We start from the raw sequence: 25,170 nt of genomic DNA, 5'->3' as shown, positions 1-25,170 counted from the left end.
GGCTGTCTTTGTATACGAAATCAAAGGCTACCCCACCTGGAGACGCACCATGATTCGCAAGCTTGTCGCTGCATCCGTTCTGACTTTGGCCAGTGGGCACCTGCTGGCGGCCGAATGCTCGGTCGAAGTCGATTCCACCGACCAGATGACGTTCACCACCAAGGCGATTGAAATCGACAAGAGCTGCAAGCAGTTCACCGTCAACCTGAAACATACGGGCAGCCTGCCGAAGGCGGTCATGGGCCACAACCTGGTCATCAGCAAATTCGATGACATGTCGCAGATCGCCAATGACGGCATGAGCGTCGGCATCGACAATGATTATCTGAAGGACGGTGACGCGCGCGTTATTGCCCACACCAAAGTCATCGGCGGAGGCGAGTCGGATGCGGTCACGTTCGACGTATCCAAGCTGGATCCGGCCCAGGCATATGGCTTCTTCTGCTCGTTCCCGGGCCACATCGGCATGATGAAAGGCACTGTCACGCTGAAGTGATCATTGGGCCTGCTTCGAGTCGGTCATCTTGAAGATGCCCTGGGCGTTGCTGCTGTCAAAGTTGAGATCGATCTTGCCGTTGTCAGGGTCGATCTTGCGCTGAATGAACTCCACGAATGAGCCCGGCACCTTGTGCGTCACCACGACGCCCTCGGCGTTCAACAGCACTCGGTTTACGGTGCAGGCCTTGTACGCGGTCTGCATGACCCTTCCCGAACCTGACACCTCGATACTGTCCTTCATTGGCCGCTCGCGCCGATGCTGTTCGGCCACTGTCGCTTCCAGATCCACCACCCGATCGGTCAGGTGATTGAAGCTGTTGCCTTCGGTGGCGATCCATGCCATTTCCGCGCTCTCGCTGAGTAGCTTGCGATAGTCATCTTCCCGAACGACGCCGTGTTGGCGGCCAAACGCGCGATACAGCGCCGGTAGCAGCTGCGTGGCTTCGGAAACGCTGCAATGGCGGGTGGTGCGCAGGCGATTGAGGATGCTCAGGTCTTCCGGGCTCAACGGGTCGCGGCTCGAACCGACGACACGGCTGACCGCCTCTTGAAACGGCTGACTGAGTCGGCCGGGGTGCAGTTCGGAGACGAAGAACTGCGCGATGTCTTCGGGCAGGTCCATCTGGCGATAGCCCCAGCCGGTCATGTTCAGTTTGGTCAACGGATAGGTGCGCACATCGGTGAAACCCAGCGGCTCGAGCAGGCGCGAGAAGGCCTGACGACCGCGCGGCAATTCGCCGTTGTCCGCCCAGTCGACGGTGCGGATGGCGCCGTGGTCGAACACCACCTTGCGGCCGCCCTCGGATTGCTCGTCCACGTAGCGAAGTCCGTCAGGCACGGCCTCCACCAGCTTGTGGAACAGGCACAGGTTCAACGCTTCAGCGAGCCAGACCCGATGGACCGCCTCGTCAGACCATGAAAATCCGCTCAGCGCCTGAGGCACCTCGACGCGGTGTTCGAGCCATGCCGCAGCGGGCTGGCCGACGGTGGACGCAACGAGGGAGAAGAGGCCTTGGAAAGCAGTCATGGATAGCGGCTCTGGGCGGGGAAGTCAGAGCGCTATGTAAGCCGTGATGGCGAGCGCCATCAAGCGAAAAGAAATAACGGGTTCATTCCGTTTTTGAATGCTGCCCGATGGATTTTCATCCAAACCCATCGGGCATCTTCATTGCCGAGCCTTATGGCGCGTACGGCAGATCCCGTTTGTGCTGGGTCTTGCGGTAAGTGCTGACAATAATGTCGGCGGTTTCCTGCTTCACCGGCTCACCGTGCAGGAAGGCGTCGATCTCTGCGTAACTGATGCCGTGGGCCGCTTCGTCCGGTTTGCCGGGGACCAGTTCTTCGAGGTCGGCGGTGGGGACTTTCTCGACCAGGTTTTGCGGGGCGCCGAAGCTGCGGGCGATCGCGCGGACCTGATTCTTCACCAGACCGCTCAGCGGCGCCAGGTCGCAGGCGCCGTCGCCGAACTTGGTGTAGAAGCCCATGACCGCTTCAGCGGCGTGGTCGGTGCCGATGACCAGACCGCCTTTCACGCCGGCAATGGCGTACTGCGCGACCATCCGCGTCCGGGCCTTGATGTTGCCTTTTACGAAATCCACGGCACTGGCGGCCTGGCCTTCGAAGGCTTTGATCTGATCAACCAGCGCTTTCACCGAGGGCGCGATGTCCACCGTGTGGCGCTCGTCCGGGTTGATGAAATCCACCGATGCCGTGGCTTCATGTTCGTCGTGCTGGATGTGGTACGGCAGGCGTACGGTGATGAAGGTGTAGGCATTGTCGCCGGTGCTTTCACGCAGCTCGCGGATGGCACGTTGGGCCATCAGACCCGCTGTCAGCGAATCCACGCCGCCGCTGATGCCGAGCACCAGCACTTTCAGGCGGGCGTTATTCAGGCAGTCCTTGATGAATTGCACGCGGCGGCTGACTTCCGCCTGCAGCGCTTCGTCATTGGCGAAAGGCGGCTGGACGTTGAGCTGCCGGGCGATCTCGCGCTGTACGTCTTGCATGATTGACTCCTTGAGCAAAAAAGGAATGGCATGGAAAAGGGGCGGCGGTCGGTGCTCGACTCAGGCTGGCACCTTGAATACGTGGCGCAGATAGGACACGAACTCCGGGTCCTTGCACTGGGTTTTGCCGGGCTCGTCGGAAATCTTTGCCACGGGCTGGCCGGCGCAGGCGGTCATTTTCAGCACGATGCTCATCGGCTTGATCCCCGGAATGTCTGCCGTCAGGTTGGTGCCGATCCCGAAGCTGACGTTGATGCGACCCCGCAGCGCGCGGAATATTTCCAGCGCCTTGGGCAGATTCAAACCGTCGGAAAACACCAGCGTCTTGCTCATCGGCTCGATGCCCAGCTTCTGATAATGACGGATGCATTTTTCGGCCCACTGCACAGGATCGCCCGAATCGTGGCGCAGTCCGTCGAAGAGCTTGGCAAAGAACAGGTCGAAATCACCGAGGAAGGCATCGGTGGTGATGCAGTCGGTCAGTGCAATACCCAGCAGGCCTCGGTACTCACGCACCCAGCAGTCGAGCGCGGCGATCTGGCTGTCGATCAGCCGCGGGCCAAGTTGCTGATGGGCCATGATCCATTCGTGGGCCATGGTGCCAAGGGGTTTGAGGTCGAATTTGCGCGCCAGGTGCACGTTGCTGGTGCCGACGAACTGGCCGGGGAAATCCTTTTTCAACACTGAAACCACGTCTTCCTGCACCGCGTAGGAGAAGCGCCGGCGCGTGCCGAAGTCAGCCACTTTCAGTTCCGCCAGTTCATCGGCGGTGGCGGTGGCGGTCAGCCAGTCGAACTTGCGGTACAGCTGATCGCGGGCCTGGCTGAGCAAGGTTTCCGGGTTGCGGTGTCGGTTGCGGACTTCGCTGACGATGGCCAGAACGGGCACTTCGAAGAGGATCACGTGCAGCCATGGGCCAGACAGGCGGATGCACAGTTCGTCGTTTTCGATGGTGGTCTGGACGTAGCGCAGGTTGAAGCGGAACAGCCCGAGGAAACGCAGGAAGTCGGGCTTCATGAAGTTGATGCGTTCGAGGAAACCGGTCTCCTCGATGCTCAGCGACAGTTCGCAGAGCTGCTCGATCTGATGGCGGATCTCGGCCAGATACGGCCTGAGGTCTTCACCGTTGCGGCAGCGAAACTCCCACTCGACTTCGACGTTGGGGTAGTTGTGCAGCACGGCCTGCATCATGCTCAGCTTATAGAGGTCGGTATCGAGCAGGTTCTGCACGATGCGGTCCGCGAAAGCGCTCTCACTCATTGTGTCGCTCCAGCCAGCAGCGGGCCGCCAAGGTGCGGCCCGGGATTCAATTGGGTGTCGCATACAACCTTGCGGTAGCGCTGTGGCGGTACGTCCGGTTTGTTATTGACGATGGCCGACATAATGCCAGTCGTCGTGGAAGAGGGGCAGAAATGTTTCAGCGATTGTGGGACCGGCTTTAGCCGGGAAGGCGTCGGTGGTCACGCCGCAGATGTGATCGTATGCAAAAGGGCCTCTTCCCGGCTGAAGCCGGTCCTACGAACACCGCGTGTATCCAGTGCGAAAGGCGGGGACTCCCTAACTCACTGCGGCGTTGGCTCGTTGAGCTGTTCGAGCATCCATTCCACAAACACGCGGATCTTCGGCACTTCGGCCGCGTGTTCCGGGTAGGCGAGGTAATAGGCGTCCTGACTCGGCAGAGCATGGGGCCATGGGATGATCAGTTTGCCGTCAGCCAGTTCCTCTTCGACCAGAAACCGGGGCAGCAGCGCGACGCCGCATCCCACTTGCGCCGCGCGAATGCACATGTAGATCGTTTCGAAACGCGGGCCGTGGTAGCTGTGTTCCGTCTGGTAGCCCTGACTCTCGAACCAGTCATGCCAGGCCTGGGGACGATGCGCGTTTTGCAGCAGGACCAGATCGGTCAACTGCGTAGGATCTGTGAAGGGCTCAATCGGTAAACTGCCGGGGGCGCAGACCGGGATCAGCTCTTCGCTGAACAGCTTCACGCTCTCGGCACCGGGTCGGGCGCCACCGCCGAAATAGAACGACAGGTCGCAACGGCTCTGGGCGAGGTCATCGCTTTCCTGTTCGTTGACCAGATCCAGATGAATGTGCGGATGACGCATGCGCCAGCCCTTCAGTCGCGGCACCAGCCAGCGGGCACCGAAGGTCGAGGGTGTCGACACCCGCAGGACTTCGGTTTCGCCGCCGTAGGAACGCAGGAAGTGCGTCGACATTTCCATCTGCGTGAGCACTTTGCGCACTTCGCCCAGGTACAGCGCACCGGCTGGCGTCAATTGCAGGCGCCGACGAACCCTTCGAAACAACAGGTGTTGCACCAATTCTTCCAACTGGGCGACCTGCTTGCTGACCGCGCTCTGGGTGAGGTTCAGCTCCTCGGCCGCGCGGGTAAAACTCAGGTGGCGGGTCACCGCTTCAAAACATTGCAGCGCGGTGACCGACGGGAGATGGCGTTTGCTCAGCATATTCGGCTCGTTAAGCGTCAGCATGAAAAAACGGAATGATATCTCGCTTAATCGTCGTTTGTTGCAGTGCCGCCCGCCAGCTATTACTAGAGGCTGACGAAATAACCCATATTTGGCATTCCGCTTTCGCGCTTACGATCAGTTTCAGGAGAAACCATGCTCAACGACCTGCTTACCCGACTCGGTGTCGATGCCGCGCTTTATCAACAGGGCGACAAGCCTGTTCACACGCCTATCGATGGCAGTCAGGTGGCGTCGGTGAACTGGGAAAGCGCCGCCGAAGTCGAGCAGCGCACCACCCGCGCCGACCACGCCTTCGAAGCGTGGCGCAAAGTCCCTGCGCCCCGGCGTGGCGAGCTGATCCGCCTGTTTGGCGAAGCGCTGCGCAAGCACAAGGCCGACCTGGGCGAGCTGGTGTCGTGGGAGGCCGGCAAGATCACACAGGAAGGGCTGGGTGAAGTGCAGGAAATGATCGACATCTGCGACTTCGCCGTCGGCCTGTCGCGTCAGATGTACGGCCTGACCATCGCTTCCGAGCGCCCGGGCCACCACATGCGTGAAACCTGGCACCCGCTGGGCGTCGTCGGCGTCATCAGCGCGTTCAACTTCCCCGTTGCGGTATGGTCGTGGAACACCGCACTGGCGCTGGTCTGCGGTAACTCGGTGATCTGGAAGCCGTCGGAAAAGACCCCGCTGACGGCGCTGGCCTGCCAGGCACTGTTCGATAAAGTCGCCGCTGAGTTCTCGGACGCTCCGCAGTACCTCACCCAATGCATCGTCGGCGGCCGCGAAGCCGGTGAGGCGTTGGTGGATGACGCCCGCGTCGCGCTGATCAGCGCCACCGGCAGCACGCGCATGGGCCGCGAAGTGGCGCCGAAACTCGCCGCACGTTTCGCCCGCAGCATTCTGGAGCTGGGCGGCAACAACGCGATGATTCTGACCCCGAGTGCCGATCTGGACCTGGCCGTGCGTGCCGTGCTGTTCAGCGCTGTCGGCACGGCGGGTCAGCGTTGCACCACCCTGCGTCGTCTGATTGCGCACTCGTCGGTCAAGGCCGAGTTCGTCGAGCGCTTGAAAGCGGCGTACGCCAAAGTGCGTATCGGGCATCCGCTGGAAGGCAATCTGGTCGGTCCGCTGATCGACAAGCAAAGCTATGAAAACATGCAGGAGGCGCTGGAACAGGCGTTAAGCGAAGGCGGCAAGGTGTTTGGCGGCAAGCGCCAGTTGGAAGATAAATTTCCCAACGCTTACTACGTCTCGCCGGCCATCGTCGAAATGCCGGAGCAGAGCGATGTGGTGCGCAGCGAAACCTTCGCGCCGATTCTGTACGTCGTGGGCTACGAAGAATTCAGCGAGGCGGTGCGCCTGAACAACGACGTGCCCCAAGGTTTGTCGTCCTGCATCTTCACCACTGACGTGCGCGAGGCCGAGCAGTTCATTTCGGCGTTGGGCAGCGATTGCGGCATTGCCAACGTCAACATTGGCCCGAGTGGTGCAGAGATTGGTGGCGCGTTTGGTGGTGAGAAAGAAACCGGCGGCGGTCGCGAGTCCGGCTCGGATTCGTGGAAGGGCTACATGCGTCGCCAGACCGCCACGGTGAACTACTCCCGCGAACTGCCGCTGGCGCAGGGGATTACGTTTGATTGATTAGCAGTGAAGGAGTGTAGTCATCGCACCGCGTTGACTTCATTCGCGAGCAAGGTGGAGCGCCACCCCGGTCGCTCCCACAGATTTAGGTGATCGTACCCACGCGCTCTGCGTGGGCACGCCCTCGATAGGCGCTCTGCGCCTGCTTGTAGTGACGCGGAGCGTCATCGGCTGCATTACCACGCGGAGCGTGGGAACGATCAGGTCTGGCTGTCTCTTTCCGAGGGTTTGCGATGCCGTTACGCGAAGAATGTCTGTGGGAAACGATGACGCCGCAAAGGCCGGAAGCGCCCGCGTTGCGCAGGGAAGTGACTGTCGATGTGTGCGTCATCGGCGCAGGCATCACCGGTTTGTCGGCGGCCATTCATCTGCTTGAGCAGGGCAAGACCGTCGCTGTCGTCGAAGCCCATCGCACCGGGCAGGGCGGGTCCGGCCGGAACGTAGGACTGGTCAACGCCGGCCTGTGGATTCCGCCTGACGAGATTGAAGCCGGCTTCGGCGAGAAAGTCGGCAGCCAGCTCAACACCATGCTCGGCAATGCGCCGTCGCTGGTATTCAGTCTGATCGAAAAGTACGGCATCGAGTGTCAGGCGACGCGCAAAGGCACGCTGCACATGGCCCACAACGCCAAGGGTGAGCTGGACTTGCGCAGCCGTGAGGAACAATGGAAACGTCGCGGCGCGCCTGTGGAATTGCTCACCGGCAAGGCTTGTCAGGAAGCTACCGGCACCACCGAAATCACCTCCGCCTTGCTCGATCACCGCGCCGGCACCATCAACCCGATGGCCTACACCAGCGGGCTGGCGGCGGCCGTCACGCAATTGGGCGGTCAGCGTTTCGATCACTCGCCGGTCAAACGCCTTGAACGTCAGGGCTCCCGCTGGTGCGTGATCACCCAAAACGGCGCGGTGCTTGCCGAGCAAGTTGTTATCGCGTCCAACGCCTACACCGAGGGCGAGTGGACCGAGCTGCGACGCAACTTCTTCCCCGGCTATTACTATCAAGTGGCCTCGGCGCCACTGACCGAAGACGCTGCCCGGCAGATCTTGCCAGGCGGGCAGGGTTCCTGGGACACGCGGCAGGTGCTCAGCAGCATTCGTCGGGATGCGGATGGTCGGCTGTTGTTGGGCAGTCTGGGCAATGGCAATCAGAAGCCCGGCTGGTTTTTGAAGGCGTGGGCCGATCGCGTGCAACAGCATTATTTCCCGTACCTCAAATCAGTGGAGTGGGAATCCACATGGACCGGCTGCATCGCGTTTACGCCCGATCACTTGCTGCGAATGTTCGAGCCTGCACCAGGACTGGTCGCTGTCACCGGTTACAACGGACGCGGCAACACCACAGGGACGGTGGTTGGCAAAGCCTTCGCCGATTATCTGTGCAGCGGCAACGCCAGTGTCTTACCCATCCCCTTTGCGCAGATGCAGCCGCTGGCGGCCGTTGGACTGCGCAGTTCTTTGTACGAGGCTGGCTTTTCGCTATACCATGCGGGCCAGTGCCTCAGAATCGTGATCTGAGAAGAATTTTCTCTTCAAAACAACGATTTCTCCTACATCCACTACCCTCAAATGGTGCGTCCCGTAGCGGATCCGCACCGACGGTGTGCAGTTCGGTGACGCAGGCTGTAACAACAGGGTTGTACAGGTGAAGGCGGCGCGGTTGCGCGCCTGCTTCCCTGCGGTTGCTCTTTTAAAGTCGCAAGGTTGCACCTTGCGCGGTTTAGACGGTTGCACGCCCTGTGAAAATGGGCAGAAATCAGTCGGATAGCAACAAAACGACGAGTTTCTCAAGAATAAAAAACCGATGGCACGCCACTTGCTCGCAGCAGCTTCGTGGTCGCAGTGCTAATTAAAAAACCCAGGAGCACCAACTCATGTCGCAGACGTTCTACAGAAAAGGCTTTCTTGCACTCGCCGTGGCTACTGCCATGGGTGCGGCTTCATTTGCGCAGGCAGCCGACATCAAGATCGGCGTTGCTGGCCCGATGACCGGCGCCAATGCCTCGTTCGGCGAGCAATACATGAAGGGCGCTCAAGCAGCTGCCGATGCCATCAACGCTGCGGGCGGTGTCAACGGCGATAAAATCGTCCTGACCGCCTACGACGATGCGTGCGAACCGAAACAGGCCGTTGCCGTTGCCAACAAGGCGGCGTCTGACAAAGTTGCCGGCGTTGTCGGTCACTTCTGCTCCTCCTCAACCATCCCGGCGTCGGAAGTCTATGACGAAGCCGGCATCATCGCGATCACCCCTGGCTCCACCAACCCGACCGTTACCGAGCGCGGCCTGAGCGCCATGTTCCGTATGTGCGGCCGTGACGATCAGCAAGGCATCGTTGCCGGCGACTACATCGTCGACGTGCTCAAGGGCAAGAAGATCGCCGTCATCAACGACAAGGACACCTACGGCAAAGGGCTGGCAGACGCCACCGCCAATCAGCTGACCAAGCGCGGCGTGACGCCTGTGCTGCAAGAAGGTCTGACCCGTGGCGAGAAAGACTTCAGCGCCCTGGTCACCAAGATTCGTGGCGCCGGCGCTGACGTCGTTTACTTCGGCGGCCTGCACCCGGAAGCCGGTCCACTGGTTCGCCAGTTGCGTGAACAAGGCCTGAAAGACGTGAAATTCATGTCTGACGACGGCGTCGTGACCGACGAACTGGTGACCACCGCTGGCGGCGCGCAATACGTCGATGGCGTGTACATGACCTTCGGCGCCGACCCGCGCATGCTGCCAGACAGCAAGGCCGTGGTTGAGCAGTTCCGCAAATCCGGTTACGAGCCAGAAGGCTACACCCTCTACGCGTACGCTTCGGTTCAGGCCTTGGCCGCTGGCTTCAACGGCGCCAAGTCGAACAAAGGCGAAGACGCTGCCAAGTTCCTCAAGGCTCACCCGGTCAAAACCGTCATGGGCGAGAAAGCCTGGGACACTAAGGGCGACCTGAAAGTCTCTGACTACGTGGTTTACCAGTGGGACAAGGACGGCAAATACCACCAGCTCGAAAAGCAGAAGTGAGTTAAGCGCTTAGTCGGATCTGCTGTTTCCCGGGGGTGAGCCAGGAAACAGCCTGATCCGGTAATCGGCGCTGTCTGACGGCGGCGCCGGATTTCTTCTGTTGCCACTGTGTGCGCCGTTCTATTCCTCACGAGGGAATGGTCGCGCGCGCCAGGTCGGCCTTTCAAGTTCGTGAGCGTGCGTGATGGACGGTATTTTCCTGCAGCAAATGGTCAACGGCCTGACACTGGGCTCGGTCTATGGCCTGATCGCCATCGGTTACACGATGGTCTACGGCATCATCGGCATGATCAACTTCGCCCACGGCGACGTGTACATGATCTCCGCCTACCTCGCAGCCATCGGCCTTGCCGTGCTGTCTTTCTTCGGCGTTGAGTCATTCCCCTTTCTGATTCTTGGCACACTGATCTTCACCATCGTGGTCACCGGTGTGTACGGTTTCGTCATCGAGCGAGTGGCGTACAAACCGCTGCGTAACTCGACCCGTCTGGCGCCACTGATCAGCGCGATCGGTATCTCCCTGATTCTGCAGAACTACGCGCAGATCGCTCAGGGCCCACGCCAGCAAGGCGTTCCGACCCTGCTCGAAGGCGCCATGCGCTTCGATGTCGGCAGCGGTTTCGTACAGATCACCTACACCAAAATCTTCATCCTGATCGCTGCCTTCGTCGGCATGGGCGTACTGACCTACATCATCAAATACACCAAGCTGGGCCGGATGTGCCGCGCCACGCAACAGGATCGCAAGATGGCCTCGATTCTGGGCATCAACACCGACCGGGTGATTTCCTACGTCTTCGTCATTGGTGCGGCCATGGCGGCATTGGCCGGCGTGCTGATCACCATGAACTACGGCACCTTCGACTTCTTCGCCGGCTTCGTCATCGGCATCAAGGCGTTTACCGCAGCGGTACTCGGCGGCATTGGTTCGTTGCCGGGGGCCATGCTTGGCGGCCTGATCCTGGGGGTTGCCGAGTCGCAGTTCTCCGGTCTGATCAACTCCGACTACAAAGATGTGTTCAGTTTCGGCCTGCTGGTAGTGATTCTGATCTTCCGTCCCCAAGGCCTGCTGGGTCGCCCACTTGTGGCGAAGGTATAACCATGTCTGCACCTACTAAACCCATTGATATCAAACAAAGCCTGATCGACGCGGTGATCGCCGGGCTGCTGGCGCTGATCGTGTTCGGCCCGATTGTCGGCATCGTGCTGGATGGCTATGGCTTCAACCTGCAACCGGGCCGCGTCGCCGTGCTCGTCGGCGTTGTCGTTGTCGGTCGTTTCTTCATGAGCCTGTTCCTGCAGACGCCGAAGGGCGTGGCCATCGCGCAGAGCTTCGAAAGCTCGGGCTCCGGCGTGCACGTGCTGCCGCCGGGTTACAAGACGCGCCTGCGTTTTATCATTCCGCTGATGATTCTCATCGCAGTGATCTTCCCGATCTTCGCTGACAAGTACGTGCTGACCGTGGTGATCCTCGGCCTGATCTACGTGCTGCTGGGCCTGGGCCTTAATATCGTGGTCGGCCTCGCCGGTTTGCTCGATCTGGGTTATGTGGCCTTCTATGCAATTGGCGCGTACGGCCTGGCGCTGGGTTATCAGTATCTGGGCCTGGGGTTCTGGTCGGCGTTGCCGCTGGCAGCGATTGCAGCGGCGCTTGCCGGTTGCATCCTCGGCTTTCCGGTGCTGCGCATGCACGGGGACTACCTGGCGATCGTGACCCTGGGCTTCGGCGAGATCATCCGTCTGGTGCTCAATAACTGGCTGTCGTTCACCGGCGGACCGAACGGCGTGCCAGTGCCTTCGCCGACCTTCTTCGGGCTGGAATTCGGGCGTCGCGCCAAAGACGGCGGCATCCCGATCCACGAGTATTTCGGCTTCGAATACAACCCCGACCTGAAGTTCATCTTCATCTACACCGTGCTGTTTCTGGTGGTGCTGGCGGTGCTGTACGTCAAACACCGCCTGACCCGCATGCCGGTAGGCCGCGCGTGGGAAGCGCTGCGTGAAGACGAGATCGCCTGCCGCTCCATGGGCCTGAATCACGTGCTGGTCAAGCTGTCGGCCTTCACCATCGGCGCGTCGACGGCGGGTCTGGCGGGGGTGTTCTTCGCCAGTTATCAAGGCTTCGTCAACCCGACCTCGTTCACCTTTTTCGAGTCGGCGCTGATCCTCGCTATTGTCGTGCTCGGCGGCATGGGCTCGACCGTCGGCGTGGTCATCGCGGCGTTCGTGCTGACCGTCGCACCGGAACTGCTGCGCAGCTTCGCGGAATACCGCGTCTTGTTGTTCGGCATCCTCATGGTGCTGATGATGATCTGGCGTCCCCGTGGCCTGATTCGCATCAGCCGTACCGGCGTGCAGCCACGCAAAGGCGTGCTGGCCAAAGTGGAGGGCGCGTGATGAGCGACGAAATCGTTCTGTCCGTCGAAAACCTGATGATGCACTTCGGCGGCATCAAGGCCCTCAGCGACGTCAGCCTGCAAGTGCGGCGCAACTCGATCTTCGCCCTCATCGGCCCGAACGGCGCCGGCAAGACCACGGTATTCAACTGCCTGACCGGCTTTTACAAAGCCACCGGCGGGCGCATCGAGCTCAATGCGCGGGGCAAGAAAACCAACGTCATTCAGTTGCTCGGCGAGCAGTTTCGCGCCGCCGACTTCGCTTCGCCGAAGCGCTTCGGCAGCCGGCTGTACTACAAGATGTTCGGCGGCACGCACCTGGTAAACCGTGCAGGGCTGGCGCGTACTTTCCAGAACATTCGTCTGTTCAAGGAAATGTCCGTCGTCGAGAACCTGCTGGTCGCACAGCACATGTGGGTCAACCGCAACATGCTCGCCGGCATCCTCAACACAAAGGCCTATCGCAAGGCCGAAGACGACGCCATGAACACTGCGTTTTACTGGCTCGAAGTGGTGGATCTGGTGGACTGCGCCAACCGTCTGGCCGGTGAGCTTTCCTACGGCCAGCAACGCCGTCTTGAGATCGCGCGGGCGATGTGCACGCGTCCGCAGGTCATCTGCCTGGACGAACCGGCAGCAGGCCTGAACCCTCAGGAAACCGAGGCGTTGAGCGGCATGATTCGCCACCTGCGCGATGATCACGACATGACCATCGTGCTGATCGAGCACGACATGGGCATGGTCATGGGGATTTCCGACGACATCGTCGTGCTCGACCACGGCAACGTGATCGCCAAGGGCAAACCGGAGCAGATCCGAAACGATCCGAAAGTGATCGCGGCATATCTGGGCGCTGATGAAGAGGAGTTGGTATGAGTAAGCCGATCCTCGAACTGAAAGAGATCGACGTGTATTACGGGCCGATCCAGGCCCTGAAGAAAGTCTCGATGCACATTGACGAGGGCGAGACGGTCAGCCTGATCGGCTCCAACGGCGCGGGCAAATCCACGCTGCTGATGTCGATCTTCGGCCAGCCACGGGCGGCCAGCGGCCAGATCATCTATCAGGGCACCGACATCACCCACAAGTCGTCCCACTACATCGCGTCCAACGGCATCGCCCAATCGCCGGAAGGCCGCCGCGTGTTCCCGGACATGTCGGTGGAAGAGAATCTGATGATGGGCACCATCCCCATCGGCGACAAACACGCCAGCGAAGACATGCAACGCATGTTCGAGATGTTTCCGCGGCTCAAGGAGCGTCGTAACCAGCGGGCAATGACCATGTCCGGCGGCGAGCAGCAAATGCTCGCCATCGCCCGCGCGCTGATGAGCCGTCCCAAGTTGCTGTTGCTGGACGAGCCGAGCCTGGGGCTGGCGCCGATCATCGTTAAGCAGATCTTCGCGACGCTGCGTGAGCTGGCGCAGACCGGCATGACCATCTTCCTGGTCGAGCAGAACGCCAACCATGCGCTGAAGCTGTCAGACCGCGCTTACGTGATGGTCAACGGCGAGATCCGTCTGACCGGCACGGGTAAGGAATTGCTCACCAATGAGGAGGTCAGGAACGCCTATCTCGGCGGTCATTGATTCTTGATCCTGCTGTTAAAACAAGCCCCGGGTGGATAACTCCCGGGGCTTTTTTGTGAGGAAGTCGAATTGTGGAAAACAATTTTGGGCAGTTGCGAAAACGCGACATATAGCCGCTGCAAATCGCTGTTTTGTCACGCTTTTGACTTGTTCAGTTTTACTGTGGAGGTGACTGTGAATAAGTTGTCAGCAGCTGGCTGCAGGCCTTAGTTTACGTGGCTTACAGCCTTCTGATCAATTTTTGATCAGCCGTTTCGGCCGGTATTTTGCGGGGGTTTGTCAACGTTGTTCCGGCTGGTTTTTTATACAGTCTTTATGTAGATCCGCCCTGTGGATAAGTCTGTGCGCAACCGTTGGAAAGACCGCCGCAGATAGCGCAGTCTCTGGCCTCGACGCGTCATTCCTGTCCGCGCACCCAAGTCCCGGGGGAATTGGACGGCAGATGGCCCATGGCCGGTCAAGTAAAAACATCGTTCGAGTTACCCACACGCCCCGTATGCCGGGGCTTCCGGCGTTTCGAGTTGCCCCCAGAAAATGGTTGTCTGACTGTGGATAAGGTGGGCAAAAGTGTCTGCAGGCCATATGGCATAAGGCCTTGGAGTCATTGGTTGTTTTTTATACAGCAAAGCAGTTGTATGACGATGTTGCTGATGGTGCTTGATCCCGGCCTGTCTGCGCGGGCATTCTCCAGAACCTTCTTACACGCAACGCAGCATGCGTGACATTCCCGCTTGGCTTGATAAGCCCGCATCTTTAGTCAGGAGAAAGAAATGACCTCTACCGTATTCATTACCGGGGCCACTTCCGGGTTCGGCGAAGCCTGCGCCCGTCGTTTTGCCGAGGCGGGCTGGTCGCTGGTGCTGACCGGTCGCCGTGAAGACCGCTTGCAGGCGCTGAGCGCTGAATTGTCGAAACAGACCAAGGTGCACACGCTGACGCTGGACGTGCGAGATCGCGCAGGCGTGGAGCGCGCTGTGGAAAGCCTGCCGGCTGAATTCGCGAAGATTCGTGGCCTGATCAATAACGCTGGCCTGGCGCTGGGCATCGATCCTGCACCCAAGTGCGATCTGGATGACTGGGACACCATGATCGACACCAACGTCAAAGGGCTGGTTTACACGACGCGCACGCTGCTTTCACGCCTCATCGCTTACGGCCGCGGGGCCAGCATCGTCAATCTTGGTTCGGTGGCGGGGAATTATCCGTACCCGGGCGGTAACGTGTATGGCGGCACCAAGGCGTTCGTCGGACAGTTTTCGCTGAACCTGCGCAACGACTTGGTCGGCACCGGCGTACGCGTGACCAACCTAGAGCCGGGGTTGTGTGAGAGTGAGTTCTCGCTCGTGCGCTTCGGCGGCGATCAGGCCAAGTACGACGCGACCTATGCGGGTGCAGAGCCTATCCAGCCCCAGGACATCGCCGACACTATCTTCTGGATCATGAACACCCCGGCCCACGTCAACGTCAACAGCCTGGAGCTGATGCCTGTGAGCCAGACCTGGGCCGGCTTTGCGATTGATCGCAGTCGTGGGGAGAAGTAAGTAGGGTTTTAGGTGATTAGCGCCGCCCGGCACGCGGCGCGTTTTAGAAAGCAGCGCCGTCCATGTGAGCGTGGGCTTGCTCACGAAGACGGCATTTCAATCGCTGAATCTTTAGCGGATGTACCTGCCCATTCGCGAGCAAGCTCGCTCCCACGGGTTTGAGTAAGGCGCAGAATCAGGTGCCGAGCGCCATCCATGTGGGAGTGAGCTTGCTCACGAAGACGGCATTTCAATCGCTGAATCTTTAGCGGATGTACCTGCCCATTCGCGAGCAAGCTCGCTCCCACCGGGGGCGTCGCCAATCTCTGATGGGATGACCATCAGGGAGTCAGCTCAGCCGCTGAAATACTCGGCCAACCCGATGTAGCAGGTCGCCAGGTGATACGGCGTCGTCGACGGCATGTCGCTGCGGCTGATCTGCCCCTGGCTGTCGAGGCACTCGTTCCAGCCGGTGGGGTGCAGGAACTGCGCTTGCAGCGCGTTCAACTGACGCGCCAGCAGGTGCTCACCATCAGGCCGCAAGGTCAACGCGCGCAGGTATTCAGCCTGGGCCCAGATACGCTGCGTGCCGTCTTTCACCGAACCGTCCACTTCCAGCATCGCCGCGACCGCGCCCGTCGTTTGATCGACGCCCTGTGCCTCGGCATGGGCGAACGCGGTCTCCAGCGAGCGATACAGCGGCGTGCCCCGCAGCCGCGTGGAAGACGCCAGCAAGTAGAACCATTCGAACTGGTGACCCGGCTCGGACCAGTTATCCACAGCGTCCAGCGGTTTCTCCAGCATCACCCCATGCTCAACATCGACAAAGCGTCGTTGCATGGCGTCCACCAACCCATCCAGCGCCGCCCGCGTGTCAGCGTCGTCGCGCACGGCCAGTGTGCCGAGAAAGGCTTCGGCCAGATGCATCAGCGGGTTCTGCAGCGGGCCGGCGTTCAGCGAAGACCAGTCTTCGGCCAGCACGGACTCGTACAAACCGTCGCCATCGGCGAAGCGTTCGGCGACCACGTTCAGGGCGGCATTGAGCACCGACTCCACCAGCGGCTCACGGACCTTGCCCCAGTAATGCGCGCAGGCGAAGACGATGAAGGCGTGGGTATAGAGGTCCTTGCGGCGATCCAGCGGCGCGCCCTGTGGATCAATGCTGTAGAACCAGCCGCCGTGCTCGGCATCGTGAAAGTGCTGCTGCAACGACCGAAACAGCGCCGCCGCTCGGGTAGCGGCGTCGGGGACGTCGGGGTGATCGATCAGGCTTGAAAACAGGAACAGCTGACGCGCACAGGCCATGGCCCGATAGCGCTGCGGCGGCAGAGGCCGATGCTGAGCGTCGAGCGCCTCGAACGGCAACGCCATCTCGGCATTCCACCCCGGGCCTTGCCACAACGGCACGACCACGCCCATGAAGTGCTGCTGCAGCTCAGTGAACAGGGCGGACAGTTCAGACTTGGCGGTGGGGAGGGAAGCGTCAGGCATTGGATGGCGTCACGGCAGTGGCAAATTGCGCGACATGGTAGCAGGAGGTGAGGCGAGCGGGGCAGCGGGGATCAATTGATCCCCGCCAAGCCCTATCGGAAATGCCTGCCGTTCAACGCAAAACGCGATCCCTGTAGGAGTGAGCTTGCTCGCGAAGACGGTATTTCAACCGCTGAAGATTGAGCGGATGTTCGGACCTCTTCGCGAGCAAGCTCGCTTGTATGGTTAGACTTGAAGGGGTGGTGGGACGAACAGTTCGCATCTGACTGCTGCAACAGTACAGACCGTGGGAGACCTCGCCCCACCCCTTCCACCAAAAGCGCCGATAAAGAATGCTTCGTTCAAGCGACGATAGAAACAAGCCTGCGCCTCTGGGTGAAACCCCTCCAAGCCGTAAAACCTTAACGTGGAGAAGTGTCCATGGCAATGCACGTTTCGAAGTCAATCGTGGGCGTGGATGTCGCCAAAGTTGAACTCGTTATTTACGAGCCAGATCAGGATTTGCTCACCTCGATAACCAACGAAAAGCCCGCCATAAAGCGCTGGCTTAAAACGTTGCCGAGGCCCACCGCGATTGCAGTTGAAGCAACAAATGTTTATCACATCGACCTGATCGAGCTGGCTTATGAGGCGGGTTTCGACGTTTACATCATTGATGGCTATCAGCTGAGTAATTACCGTAAAAGTGTTGGCGTGCGCAGTAAAACGGACGCCTCCGATGCTCGTCTTCTTGCCCGTTATCTGAAAAACGAAGGCGAAGATTTACGCCCCTGGACTCCACCTCCCGCCGTCTACGGCAAGCTGCAAAGCCTTCTGCGGCGCAGGGCTTCGCTGGTTCAGGCCAAAACCAGCCTGACTCAGAGCTGGGCAAATGACGCCAGTTTGAAAGCTGTGTTCGCCACTTTTCTCAAATCGGTTGAGCGCCTGGACCTGCTCGTCCAGAAAAAACTCAAAGATGTCTTGCGAGAAGCCGGTTTGCTTGAAGAAGTGGCACGTTGCCAAGCGATCGAGGGTATCGGTTTTCTGACCGCAACTGCTTTGGTCATGGCGTACAACCGAGGCGACTTTAAAAGCGGCGATTCTTTTATCGCTTTTTTGGGCATGGATCTGAGGGTAAGTGACTCGGGCCAAAAAAATGGCCGTAGATCCTTAACTAAGCGAGGGTGCTCGGAAGTTCGTCGATTACTGCACAACGCGGCCATGTCGGCCTGCCGATCAAGTGCCTGGAAAGGGTTTTACAACGAACACCTGAGCAGCGGAAAAGCGACTACCCAGGTGCTTGTCATGCTCGGCCGTAAACTCGCTCGGATCGCGTTCTCCCTGATGAAAAACCAAAGCGAATATCAACCGAAAGGGGGGATTTTGGCTTGATGACAACCATAGAATCTCCCACAATTGACCTGTCGGTAGACATATATCTGCGGTCTGGTTTTATCGGAGCGTCATTCAGCCCGCGAACAACCAGACGCCGGTCGCCGCCGACAAAGCGCCAGCGATCCGCACGATCGGGGCCGCCGCCGTTGGCAGGAAGCGCACCACGGCATAACCCGCCGCGTGCAGTGCAGCGGTCGCGCCGGCGAAACCTAGGGCGTAACCCCAAGGGCTCGACATCTCCGGCAGCTCCAGACCATGGGCCACGCCGTGGAACAGCGCAAACAGCGCCGTCGCCGCCACGGCCACGAACAGTGGCGGACGCACCGCCAGCGCCACCGCCAGGCCCAACGCAAACACCGAGGCCGCAATACCGCTTTCCAGTGCAGGCAGCGCCAGCCCTTCAAACCCGAGCAAGCCGCCGAGCAGCATGGTGCCGACAAACGTGCACGGCAGCGCCCAGCGCGCGGCGCCTTTTTGCTGTGCAGCCCAAAGCCCGACAGCAATCATCGCCAGCAGGTGATCGATGCCGCCCAATGGATGGCTGATGCCTGCCACAAGACCGCTTTCGTCGTGGCCGGGGTGGGCGAAGGCCAGCGCCGGGACGAGGAGCAGCGCCAACGCGCCGAATACTTTTTTGCCGTTCATGAATGAATTCCTTGAGTCCTTAAGATGTACGAATCAGGCCGCAGTCAGCAGGCCCTGGCGCTCGATGAACGCGACGATCTGCTCCAGGCCGTGACCGGTTTTCTGGTTGCTGAACACGAACGGCTTGTCGCCGCGCATCTTCTTCGTGTCGCGGTCCATCATCTCCAGCGAGGCACCCACCAGCGGCGCGAGGTCGATCTTGTTGATCACCAGCAGATCGGATTTGCAGATGCCGGGGCCACCCTTGCGCGGCAGCTTGTCGCCTGCCGACACGTCGATCACGTAAATGGTGAGGTCCGACAACTCCGGGCTGAACGTCGCGGACAGGTTGTCGCCGCCCGACTCGACGATGATCAGGTCCAGTCCCTCGAAGCGCCGATTGAGCTGGTCGACGGCTTCCAGATTGATCGACGCGTCTTCGCGGATCGCCGTGTGCGGGCATCCGCCGGTTTCCACGCCGATGATGCGCTCAGGCGCGAGTGCTTCGTTGCGCACCAGAAAATCAGCGTCTTCACGGGTGTAGATGTCGTTGGTGACCACCGCCAGGTTGTAGCGATCTCGCAGGGCCAGGCACAGCGCGAGCGTCAGGGCGGTCTTGCCGGAACCGACCGGACCGCCGATGCCGACGCGCAAAGGTTGGCTGTTCATTCGTTCTCTCCGTTAAGCAGGTTGTGCGGTTCGAGGCGCTGCGCCGATGGCGGCCACCTCATGATCGGAACAGGCGGCTGTACTGCCGCTCATGGTTCATGCTCGCCAGCGCCAGACCGAATGGCGCGCTGCCGATGTGTTCAGGATTCAGCGCGGTCGCGTGTTGCTGGGCGTTCTGCAGCAGGGGCAGCAACTCGCTGGTCAGGCGCTGGGCGGCTTGCTGCCCCAGTGGCAGGGTTTTCATCAGCACCGCCAGCTGGTTTTCCAGCCAGCTCCAGAGCCAGGCGGCGAGCGCGTCCTGAGGACTGATCTGCCACGCGCGCGCAGCCAGTGCCCAGCCCAGCGCCAGATGCGGCTCGCCCACGCGCTGCAGAAAATCCCGTGCGGGCTGATCCATTTCCGGCAGGCCGTTGAGCAATTGCTGCAGCGAGTAACCCATCTGCCGACTTTCCAGATGCAGCTCGCGGGTTTCGCGGCTGGCGCGGTGTCCTTCGCTCAATTGCAGCAACGTCGCCCAGTCGTCTTCGGCAGCCGCCGTGCAGTGCGCCAGTAAAAGCGGCGCTTCGAATCGCGCAAGGTTGAGCAGCAATTGGTCGCCAATCCAGCGGGCGGCGCTGGCCGAGTCGTGAACGGTCGATTGCTCGACCGCCATTTCCAGGCCCTGGGAATAGCTGTAACCGCCGATCGGCAGTTGCGGGCTCGCCAGACGCAGCAGCGCCCAGGCAGCGTTCACGTGCGCACGCCGAATTGATGAATGCGCGGCGCGTAATTGAAGTCTTCTTCACCGGCGCGGGAGTGGTGATGGCCGCCACCGTAGGCGCCGTGCTCGGGCTGGAAGGGCGCTTCGATGGATTCGGTGGTGGCGCCCAGTTGATCGAGCATGGCCTTGAGCACGTAGTCGTCGAGCAGACGCAGCCAGCCGTCGCCCACTTGCAGCGCCACATGGCGGTTGCCCAAGTGATACGCCGCGCGCGTTAGTTCGAAAGCGTTGCTGCACGTCACGTGCATCAGCTGTTCAGGGCGCGCGCAGACGCGCACGATCCGGCCGTCTTCAGCCTTGAGGAAATCTCCGTCACGCAACGGCGGCTGACCCCGTTCAAGGAAAAGCCCGACGTCTTCACCTTCGGCACTGAAACAGCGCAGCCGGCTTTTGCTCCGGGCCTCGAAAATCAAATGCAGCTCTGCGGCCCATTCAGCCTGAGGTTCGGTTCTTTGATGAATGACGAGCATCAGAAAGCTTCCAGCAATGTGCGATGCAAGGGCTAGAGCAAGTGCCTTGCCAACAGGCGTGCAGCGCAGAAATTGCCTGAATACGGTGCAGCGATGGATGGGCCGAGCCATCGGATGCGCCTTATCGGTGCATCAGTCGCAGCAACGCACTTCGGTGGTGCGGGGTGAAGGGTTTGGGCGTAATGCAGAGCCGTGAAGCGTCGCGGGTCACTCGGTGCTGCCCAGTCCCTGCCAGCGCTTGGCGCCGATAAAGATGAAGCGCAGTTGCTGGGTGATTTTCGCGCGCGGGGTCAGGTGTGCGGCCAACGCCGGGGGCGGCGGGTCGATCAGCTCGGGGAGCATGGCGAACACGCTCTTGACCACAAGGTCGGCCATGACCGAGAGGTCGTCGGTGTTCAGGTGCTGGAATTTGGGCATCGACGCCAGGTCGGTCGCAAGGTCGGCGATGATGCCTTCGCGCAGTGCACCAAGCGCCTGACGCACTTTCAACGAGCCGCCGTATTGCTCGCGCGCCAGAAACAGAAACTGCGAGCGGTTGGCGGCCACGACATCCAGAAAGATGCGGATAGAGGCGTCGATGATGCCGCTGTGGATGTTGTGGTTGTGGCGCACGCGGCGGATGGTTTCACGGAAGGTCTGGCCGACTTCGCTGACCAGCGCCAGGCCGAGGTGGTCCATGTCATCGAAATGCCGGTAGAAACCGGTGGGCACGATGCCGGCGGTTTTCGCCACTTCGCGCAGGCTCAGGCTGCCAAAACCACGTCCGCTCTCCATCAGGCCCCGGGCTGCATCGAGCAGGGCATGGCGGGTCTGCTGTTTCTGTTCGGCGCGGGGCAGCATGGGGCGTGTATCTGATGAAGGCATGGGCCGCAACTCTAGCAAATGCGTTTGCGTGGCGTCGAACCCGGTTTCACGTCGGGCAATAAAAAGCCCGGCGATCAAGGCCGGGCGGTTCTCGCGCTTATGCTGGCGGATTGAGGGTGCTCAAACCGGCCTCTTCCCGGCTAAAGCCGGTCCCACTAATCCAGCGCCGCGTTGTTTCCGTAGGACTGGCTTTCTGTAGGACCGGCTTTAGCCGGGAAGCTTTTCGATGCAACGGGTAAGAATCAGGAAACGCGCTGGTACTGCTGAATCAGGCGATCAGGGCCGTTGTCGGCAACGCGCTGGTATTGATTGATCAATCGATCCGGGCCGTCCTGCGCGACAGTCGGCAAACCCGAATGCTGCGTCGCCTTCGCTTCGCCAAGGATCGCTTGTTCGCTGGCAGGCATCGCAAACGCGCTCGAGGCAAGTAGGGAAAGGGTCAGGGCAATCAATTGGCGTTTCATGGAAGGATGCTCGGGTGTAAAGGGTTGTGTGAACGTGCTGGAGATTTTACCGCTGACCTGTGGATAAAGAAGTTCAGCGGGCTGATGGTGACCATCGACAGAAATGATGCGGCTGCGGACCCCTTGCCGGGCGGGCTTCTCAGCGCGTTTCGGATCAACAGTGGCGATCGTCTGGACGTACGGTATGGGCGGGGGGCGGAACTTTTCTGACCCTGAATACAGATTTCATCAAACCCACGCGGCTTTTCTCAGTCGAACCGTTACGACGTACGAGACGCGCCCTGGACGGCGCGTCGGTTTTGGGGAGATGACGCAATGACGCGAGGCCGTAAAATTTTCGCCTGGACAGCCGCAATCCTGCTGCTGTTGCTGGTGATTCTGATCATTGTGATCGCCACGTTCGACTGGAACCGGCTCAAGCCGACCATCAATGAAAAGGTGTCTGCAGAACTGCATCGCCCCTTTGCCATCAACGGCAATCTGGCCGTGAACTGGCACCGTGAGCCCGACGAAGGCGGCTGGCGCGCCTGGGTGCCATGGCCGCATATGTCGGCGGAAGACATCGCATTGGGCAACCCGGAATGGTCGAAGACGCCGCAGATGGTCACGCTCAAGCGCGTCGATCTGCGCTTGTCTCCCTTGCCGCTGCTGGCCCAGCGCGTGGTCATTCCACGTATCAACCTGACCGAGCCCAATGCGAAAATTGAGCGTCTGGCCGATGGCCGCGCTAACTGGGTGTTCGATCTGCCTAAGAGCGACCCGAACGCCAAACCCTCGAGCTGGGTGGTGGACATCGGCTCGATCGGCTTCGATAAAGGCTTCGTGAGCTACAACGACCAGAAGATCAACACGGCCGTTGACGTGGTCATCGACCCGCTGGGCAAGCCGATTCCCTACAGCGACATCGTCGGCAGCAGCGAGGCGAAGAAGGTCCAGGACAAGGGCGCTTCGGCTCAGGATTACGCTTTCGGCTTTACCGCCAAAGGCCAGTATCACGGCCAGAAACTCAACGGCAGCGGCAAAGTGGGTGGTCTGTTGGCGCTGAAAGACGCCGCGCTGCCATTCCCGGTACAGGCCGACGTCAGTGCGGGCGCCTTGCGTGTCGCCATCGCGGGCACCGTGACCGATCCGCAGAACCTCGGTGAACTGGACCTGCGGCTGAAACTGTCCGGCGACAGCCTCAGCAACCTGTATCCGCTGACCGGCGTGACCCTGCCGGATTCCCCACCGTACGCCACCGATGGCCGCCTCGTCGCCAAACTGCATGACCCGGCCGGTGCGTCGTTTCAGTACAAGGGTTTCAACGGCAAGATCGGTGACAGCGATATCCACGGTGATCTCGGCTTCGTGGCGAGCGAACCGCGTCCCAAGCTGACCGGCGCGCTGGTGTCCAATCAGTTGCTGATGACTGACCTCAAGCCGCTGATCGGCGCCGATTCCAACGCCGAGCAGAAGACCCGCGGCGGCGAGAGCAAGCAGCCGACAGGCAAAGTGCTGCCGGTCGAGGAGTTCAAGACCGACCGCTGGGCTGCCATGGACGCCGACGTTGAGTTCACCGGCAAGCGCATCGTGCAGAGCGCCGACCTGCCGTTCACTGATCTTTACACCCATGTAGTGCTCAACGATGGCGTACTGAGCCTGCAGCCGCTGCGCTTCGGTGTCGCCGGCGGCAAGCTCGACGCCGATATCAAACTGAACGGCCATACCCAGCCGCTGGAAGGCCGCGCGAGGTTGTCGGCTCGAGGTTTCAAGCTCAAGCAGCTGTTCCCGACCTTCGAACCGATGAAAACCAGCTTTGGTGAGCTCAACGGTGATGCCGATCTCAGTGGTCGGGGCAACTCGGTTGCTGCCTTGCTGGGCACCTCCAACGGCGAGCTGAAAATGCTGGTCAATGACGGCGCTGTCAGCCGTGGCCTGATGGAGATTGCCGGGCTGAACGTGGGTAACTATGTGGTCGGCAAGCTGTTTGGCGACAAGGACGTGAAGATCAACTGCGCGGCCACCGATGTTGGCTTCAAGGACGGCCTGGCGAGCACCAAGGTGTTTGTGTTCGATACCGAGAACGCGATCATTTACGTCGACGGCACGGCGAACCTGAAGACCGAACAACTGGACATGAAGATCACGCCGGAATCGAAAGGCTTCCGGGTCTTCTCCCTGCGTTCGCCGCTGTACGTGCGCGGGCCGTTCAGCAAGCCCAATGCGGGTGTGGAGTCAGGTCCGCTGTTGCTGCGTGGCGCGGGAATGGTGCTGTTGGGGGCGGCAGTGGGGCCGGCGGCGGGATTGCTGGCACTCGTAGCGCCGAGCAGCGGGGACGCGCCTAACCAGTGCACCGCGTTGCTGGAGCAAATGCGCTCGGGCAAGGCGCCGAAAACGGTGAAGTGAGTTCGGCACCGGTTCTGTGCCGTCTTCACTTCCACAATATGCCCGGCTTCGGCGCGGGCTTGCGTTGTACCCGGTCCTGCAGGAGTGAGCTTGCTTGCGAAGGTGGCATCACGGCCGCCTGACATGCGTCGGATGTGCGGGCCTCTTCGCGAGCAAGCTCGCTCACACATAACCGGGTTCGGCGCCTGATTCAGCGTCTGGTTGATCTGGCCCTTCTGGGAGCGAGCTTGCTCGCGAATAGCGCGGTATACCCTAAACATCCCGCCTGAAAGTTATCCACAAAAAAGCCAGGGCATGTGCCCTGGCTTTTTGCATTGCGTGTTGCGTATCAGAGGCCGTCGAGCAGGTCAGCCATGTCGTCGGCGTGCTCTTCTTCCTGCGCCAGGATCTCTTCGAAGATGCGGCGGGTGGTTGGATCTTGGTCGCCGATGTACTGAATGATTTCGCGGTAGCTGTCGATCGCGATGCGCTCGGCCACCAGGTCTTCAGTGATCATCTCTTTCAGCGTGTTGCCGGCCACATATTGCGCGTGGGAATTTTTGCTCAGCAGGTCCGGGTTGAATTCCGGCTCGCCGCCCAGCTGCACGATACGCTCGGCCAGCTTGTCAGCGTGTTCGAGTTCTTGATTGGCATGTTCTAGAAACTCATCGGCTGCTGCGTGGGATTTAATCCCCTTGGCCATGAAGTAATGGCGTTTGTAACGCAGGGTGCAGACCAGTTCGGTGGCCAGCGACGAGTTCAGCAAACGCAGGACCTCATCACGATCACCGTTGTAGCCTTCAGTAACGGCGCCGTCTTCAACGTTTTTGCGCGCGCGCTCTCGCAGGGTGGCGACGTCGGTCATTGGGTGCAGATTGATCATCAGATTTCTCCAGGGCTGTTCCGGTTTTTTTCCGTCGCGCTCTGTTGCGCCATGCCTGAAGCAGGCGCCCGGC

The 25,170-nt window shown here is 60.4% G+C and carries 23 protein-coding genes; 11 read left to right on the top strand and 12 right to left on the bottom strand.

What is annotated here, in order from left to right; genetic code table 11:
* Positions 1–49 precede the first annotated feature (49 nt).
* On the top strand, positions 50–496 hold the full coding sequence (azu, locus tag AC07RO_RS17625; RefSeq protein ID WP_495086686.1) for an azurin: 447 nt from the start codon (positions 50–52) through the stop codon (positions 494–496).
* On the opposite strand, the gene AC07RO_RS17620 is transcribed toward azu, so the two are convergent.
* From AC07RO_RS17620 to AC07RO_RS17605, 4 genes are all read right to left on the bottom strand, one after another.
* On the bottom strand, positions 497–1,525 hold the full coding sequence (locus tag AC07RO_RS17620; protein WP_495086685.1) for a DUF1338 domain-containing protein: 1,029 nt from the start codon (positions 1,523–1,525) through the stop codon (positions 497–499).
* Positions 1,526–1,676: 151 nt separating this feature from the next.
* On the bottom strand, positions 1,677–2,504 hold the full coding sequence (nadE, locus tag AC07RO_RS17615) for an NAD(+) synthase (RefSeq protein WP_495086684.1): 828 nt from the start codon (positions 2,502–2,504) through the stop codon (positions 1,677–1,679).
* Positions 2,505–2,564: 60 nt separating this feature from the next.
* Positions 2,565–3,764 (bottom strand): nicotinate phosphoribosyltransferase, encoded by a 1,200-nt coding sequence (gene pncB / locus AC07RO_RS17610; protein ID WP_192171079.1) that lies wholly within the window; start codon positions 3,762–3,764, stop codon positions 2,565–2,567.
* Between the two features lie 302 nt (positions 3,765–4,066).
* Positions 4,067–4,972: a LysR family transcriptional regulator gene (locus AC07RO_RS17605; RefSeq protein ID WP_495086683.1), complete on the bottom strand. Its 906-nt coding sequence runs from the start codon at positions 4,970–4,972 to the stop codon at positions 4,067–4,069.
* Positions 4,973–5,128: 156 nt separating this feature from the next.
* Here AC07RO_RS17605 and amaB point away from each other — a divergent pair, with 156 nt between their 5' ends.
* From amaB to AC07RO_RS17565, 8 genes are all read left to right on the top strand, one after another.
* The gene (amaB, locus tag AC07RO_RS17600; protein WP_495086682.1) at positions 5,129–6,619 is read left to right on the top strand and encodes an L-piperidine-6-carboxylate dehydrogenase; all 1,491 of its coding nucleotides are present in this window, start codon (positions 5,129–5,131) and stop codon (positions 6,617–6,619) included.
* A gap of 233 nt (positions 6,620–6,852) precedes the next feature.
* A complete protein-coding gene (gene amaA / locus AC07RO_RS17595) occupies positions 6,853–8,136 on the top strand; it encodes an L-pipecolate oxidase (RefSeq protein WP_495086681.1) in 1,284 nt (427 codons plus the stop codon).
* A 356-nt stretch (positions 8,137–8,492) separates the two neighbouring features.
* Positions 8,493–9,629 (top strand): ABC transporter substrate-binding protein, encoded by a 1,137-nt coding sequence (locus AC07RO_RS17590; RefSeq protein WP_495086680.1) that lies wholly within the window; start codon positions 8,493–8,495, stop codon positions 9,627–9,629.
* A 184-nt stretch (positions 9,630–9,813) separates the two neighbouring features.
* Complete coding sequence (locus AC07RO_RS17585; RefSeq protein ID WP_037015668.1) at positions 9,814–10,728, top strand: ABC transporter permease subunit; 915 nt, start codon at positions 9,814–9,816, stop codon at positions 10,726–10,728.
* Positions 10,729–10,730: 2 nt separating this feature from the next.
* Positions 10,731–12,026: a high-affinity branched-chain amino acid ABC transporter permease LivM gene (gene livM, locus AC07RO_RS17580; RefSeq protein ID WP_192171074.1), complete on the top strand. Its 1,296-nt coding sequence runs from the start codon at positions 10,731–10,733 to the stop codon at positions 12,024–12,026.
* Positions 12,026–12,901: an ABC transporter ATP-binding protein gene (locus AC07RO_RS17575; protein ID WP_192171073.1), complete on the top strand. Its 876-nt coding sequence runs from the start codon at positions 12,026–12,028 to the stop codon at positions 12,899–12,901. The genes livM and AC07RO_RS17575 overlap by 1 nt, the downstream gene beginning before the upstream one ends.
* The gene (locus tag AC07RO_RS17570; RefSeq protein WP_065987777.1) at positions 12,898–13,614 is read left to right on the top strand and encodes an ABC transporter ATP-binding protein; all 717 of its coding nucleotides are present in this window, start codon (positions 12,898–12,900) and stop codon (positions 13,612–13,614) included. Before AC07RO_RS17575 ends, AC07RO_RS17570 begins: the two co-directional genes overlap by 4 nt.
* 770 nt (positions 13,615–14,384) lie before the next feature.
* Positions 14,385–15,155, top strand: a complete 771-nt coding sequence (locus AC07RO_RS17565; protein ID WP_192171072.1) for an SDR family oxidoreductase — start codon at positions 14,385–14,387, stop codon at positions 15,153–15,155.
* Between the two features lie 333 nt (positions 15,156–15,488).
* Here AC07RO_RS17565 and AC07RO_RS17560 read toward each other — a convergent pair whose 3' ends face one another.
* Complete coding sequence (locus tag AC07RO_RS17560) at positions 15,489–16,625, bottom strand: AGE family epimerase/isomerase (RefSeq protein ID WP_495086679.1); 1,137 nt, start codon at positions 16,623–16,625, stop codon at positions 15,489–15,491.
* A gap of 420 nt (positions 16,626–17,045) precedes the next feature.
* Between AC07RO_RS17560 and AC07RO_RS17555 the strand changes: the two genes are divergently transcribed.
* The gene (locus tag AC07RO_RS17555; protein WP_495086678.1) at positions 17,046–17,996 is read left to right on the top strand and encodes an IS110 family transposase; all 951 of its coding nucleotides are present in this window, start codon (positions 17,046–17,048) and stop codon (positions 17,994–17,996) included.
* Positions 17,997–18,071: 75 nt separating this feature from the next.
* On the opposite strand, the gene AC07RO_RS17550 is transcribed toward AC07RO_RS17555, so the two are convergent.
* The 6 genes from AC07RO_RS17550 to AC07RO_RS17525 form a co-directional block, all read right to left on the bottom strand.
* Positions 18,072–18,644 (bottom strand): HupE/UreJ family protein, encoded by a 573-nt coding sequence (locus tag AC07RO_RS17550; RefSeq protein ID WP_495086677.1) that lies wholly within the window; start codon positions 18,642–18,644, stop codon positions 18,072–18,074.
* Between the two features lie 33 nt (positions 18,645–18,677).
* On the bottom strand, positions 18,678–19,292 hold the full coding sequence (gene ureG, locus AC07RO_RS17545; protein WP_037015648.1) for an urease accessory protein UreG: 615 nt from the start codon (positions 19,290–19,292) through the stop codon (positions 18,678–18,680).
* Positions 19,293–19,350: 58 nt separating this feature from the next.
* Complete coding sequence (locus AC07RO_RS17540) at positions 19,351–20,025, bottom strand: urease accessory protein UreF (RefSeq protein ID WP_495086676.1); 675 nt, start codon at positions 20,023–20,025, stop codon at positions 19,351–19,353.
* Positions 20,022–20,522 (bottom strand): urease accessory protein UreE, encoded by a 501-nt coding sequence (gene ureE, locus AC07RO_RS17535; protein WP_192171068.1) that lies wholly within the window; start codon positions 20,520–20,522, stop codon positions 20,022–20,024. Before ureE ends, AC07RO_RS17540 begins: the two co-directional genes overlap by 4 nt.
* A 207-nt stretch (positions 20,523–20,729) precedes the next feature.
* Complete coding sequence (locus AC07RO_RS17530; RefSeq protein ID WP_463583982.1) at positions 20,730–21,362, bottom strand: TetR family transcriptional regulator; 633 nt, start codon at positions 21,360–21,362, stop codon at positions 20,730–20,732.
* A 266-nt stretch (positions 21,363–21,628) separates the two neighbouring features.
* Positions 21,629–21,850: a hypothetical protein gene (locus AC07RO_RS17525; RefSeq protein ID WP_122533791.1), complete on the bottom strand. Its 222-nt coding sequence runs from the start codon at positions 21,848–21,850 to the stop codon at positions 21,629–21,631.
* Between the two features lie 315 nt (positions 21,851–22,165).
* On the opposite strand from AC07RO_RS17525, the gene AC07RO_RS17520 reads away from it, so the two are divergent.
* Positions 22,166–24,235 (top strand): AsmA family protein, encoded by a 2,070-nt coding sequence (locus AC07RO_RS17520; protein ID WP_495086675.1) that lies wholly within the window; start codon positions 22,166–22,168, stop codon positions 24,233–24,235.
* 328 nt (positions 24,236–24,563) lie between these two features.
* On the opposite strand, the gene AC07RO_RS17515 is transcribed toward AC07RO_RS17520, so the two are convergent.
* Entirely contained in the window at positions 24,564–25,097 is a 534-nt protein-coding gene (locus AC07RO_RS17515; protein ID WP_065987767.1) for a ferritin-like domain-containing protein, read from the bottom strand.
* Between the last annotated feature and the right edge of the window lie 73 nt (positions 25,098–25,170).

The organism is Pseudomonas sp. GW821-FHT07F05 (assembly GCF_059418765.1).
The sequence above is the reverse complement of the archived record's forward strand: the minus strand, read 5'-3'. Positions and strand labels throughout refer to the sequence as shown.

Excerpts from the sequence above, each read along its gene's own strand:
- azu (WP_495086686.1), top strand. The coding sequence starts at position 50 with ATGATTCGCAAGCTTGTCGCTGCATCCGTTCTGACTTTGGCCAGTGGG.
- AC07RO_RS17620 (WP_495086685.1), bottom strand. The coding sequence starts at position 1,525 with ATGACTGCTTTCCAAGGCCTCTTCTCCCTCGTTGCGTCCACCGTCGGC.
- nadE (WP_495086684.1), bottom strand. The coding sequence starts at position 2,504 with ATGCAAGACGTACAGCGCGAGATCGCCCGGCAGCTCAACGTCCAGCCG.
- pncB (WP_192171079.1), bottom strand. The coding sequence starts at position 3,764 with ATGAGTGAGAGCGCTTTCGCGGACCGCATCGTGCAGAACCTGCTCGAT.
- AC07RO_RS17605 (WP_495086683.1), bottom strand. The coding sequence starts at position 4,972 with ATGCTGAGCAAACGCCATCTCCCGTCGGTCACCGCGCTGCAATGTTTT.
- amaB (WP_495086682.1), top strand. The coding sequence starts at position 5,129 with ATGCTCAACGACCTGCTTACCCGACTCGGTGTCGATGCCGCGCTTTAT.
- amaA (WP_495086681.1), top strand. The coding sequence starts at position 6,853 with ATGCCGTTACGCGAAGAATGTCTGTGGGAAACGATGACGCCGCAAAGG.
- AC07RO_RS17590 (WP_495086680.1), top strand. The coding sequence starts at position 8,493 with ATGTCGCAGACGTTCTACAGAAAAGGCTTTCTTGCACTCGCCGTGGCT.
- AC07RO_RS17585 (WP_037015668.1), top strand. The coding sequence starts at position 9,814 with ATGGACGGTATTTTCCTGCAGCAAATGGTCAACGGCCTGACACTGGGC.
- livM (WP_192171074.1), top strand. The coding sequence starts at position 10,731 with ATGTCTGCACCTACTAAACCCATTGATATCAAACAAAGCCTGATCGAC.
- AC07RO_RS17575 (WP_192171073.1), top strand. The coding sequence starts at position 12,026 with ATGAGCGACGAAATCGTTCTGTCCGTCGAAAACCTGATGATGCACTTC.
- AC07RO_RS17570 (WP_065987777.1), top strand. The coding sequence starts at position 12,898 with ATGAGTAAGCCGATCCTCGAACTGAAAGAGATCGACGTGTATTACGGG.
- AC07RO_RS17565 (WP_192171072.1), top strand. The coding sequence starts at position 14,385 with ATGACCTCTACCGTATTCATTACCGGGGCCACTTCCGGGTTCGGCGAA.
- AC07RO_RS17560 (WP_495086679.1), bottom strand. The coding sequence starts at position 16,625 with ATGCCTGACGCTTCCCTCCCCACCGCCAAGTCTGAACTGTCCGCCCTG.
- AC07RO_RS17555 (WP_495086678.1), top strand. The coding sequence starts at position 17,046 with ATGGCAATGCACGTTTCGAAGTCAATCGTGGGCGTGGATGTCGCCAAA.
- AC07RO_RS17550 (WP_495086677.1), bottom strand. The coding sequence starts at position 18,644 with ATGAACGGCAAAAAAGTATTCGGCGCGTTGGCGCTGCTCCTCGTCCCG.
- ureG (WP_037015648.1), bottom strand. The coding sequence starts at position 19,292 with ATGAACAGCCAACCTTTGCGCGTCGGCATCGGCGGTCCGGTCGGTTCC.
- ureE (WP_192171068.1), bottom strand. The coding sequence starts at position 20,522 with ATGCTCGTCATTCATCAAAGAACCGAACCTCAGGCTGAATGGGCCGCA.
- AC07RO_RS17530 (WP_463583982.1), bottom strand. The coding sequence starts at position 21,362 with ATGCTGCCCCGCGCCGAACAGAAACAGCAGACCCGCCATGCCCTGCTC.
- AC07RO_RS17525 (WP_122533791.1), bottom strand. The coding sequence starts at position 21,850 with ATGAAACGCCAATTGATTGCCCTGACCCTTTCCCTACTTGCCTCGAGC.
- AC07RO_RS17520 (WP_495086675.1), top strand. The coding sequence starts at position 22,166 with ATGACGCGAGGCCGTAAAATTTTCGCCTGGACAGCCGCAATCCTGCTG.
- AC07RO_RS17515 (WP_065987767.1), bottom strand. The coding sequence starts at position 25,097 with ATGATCAATCTGCACCCAATGACCGACGTCGCCACCCTGCGAGAGCGC.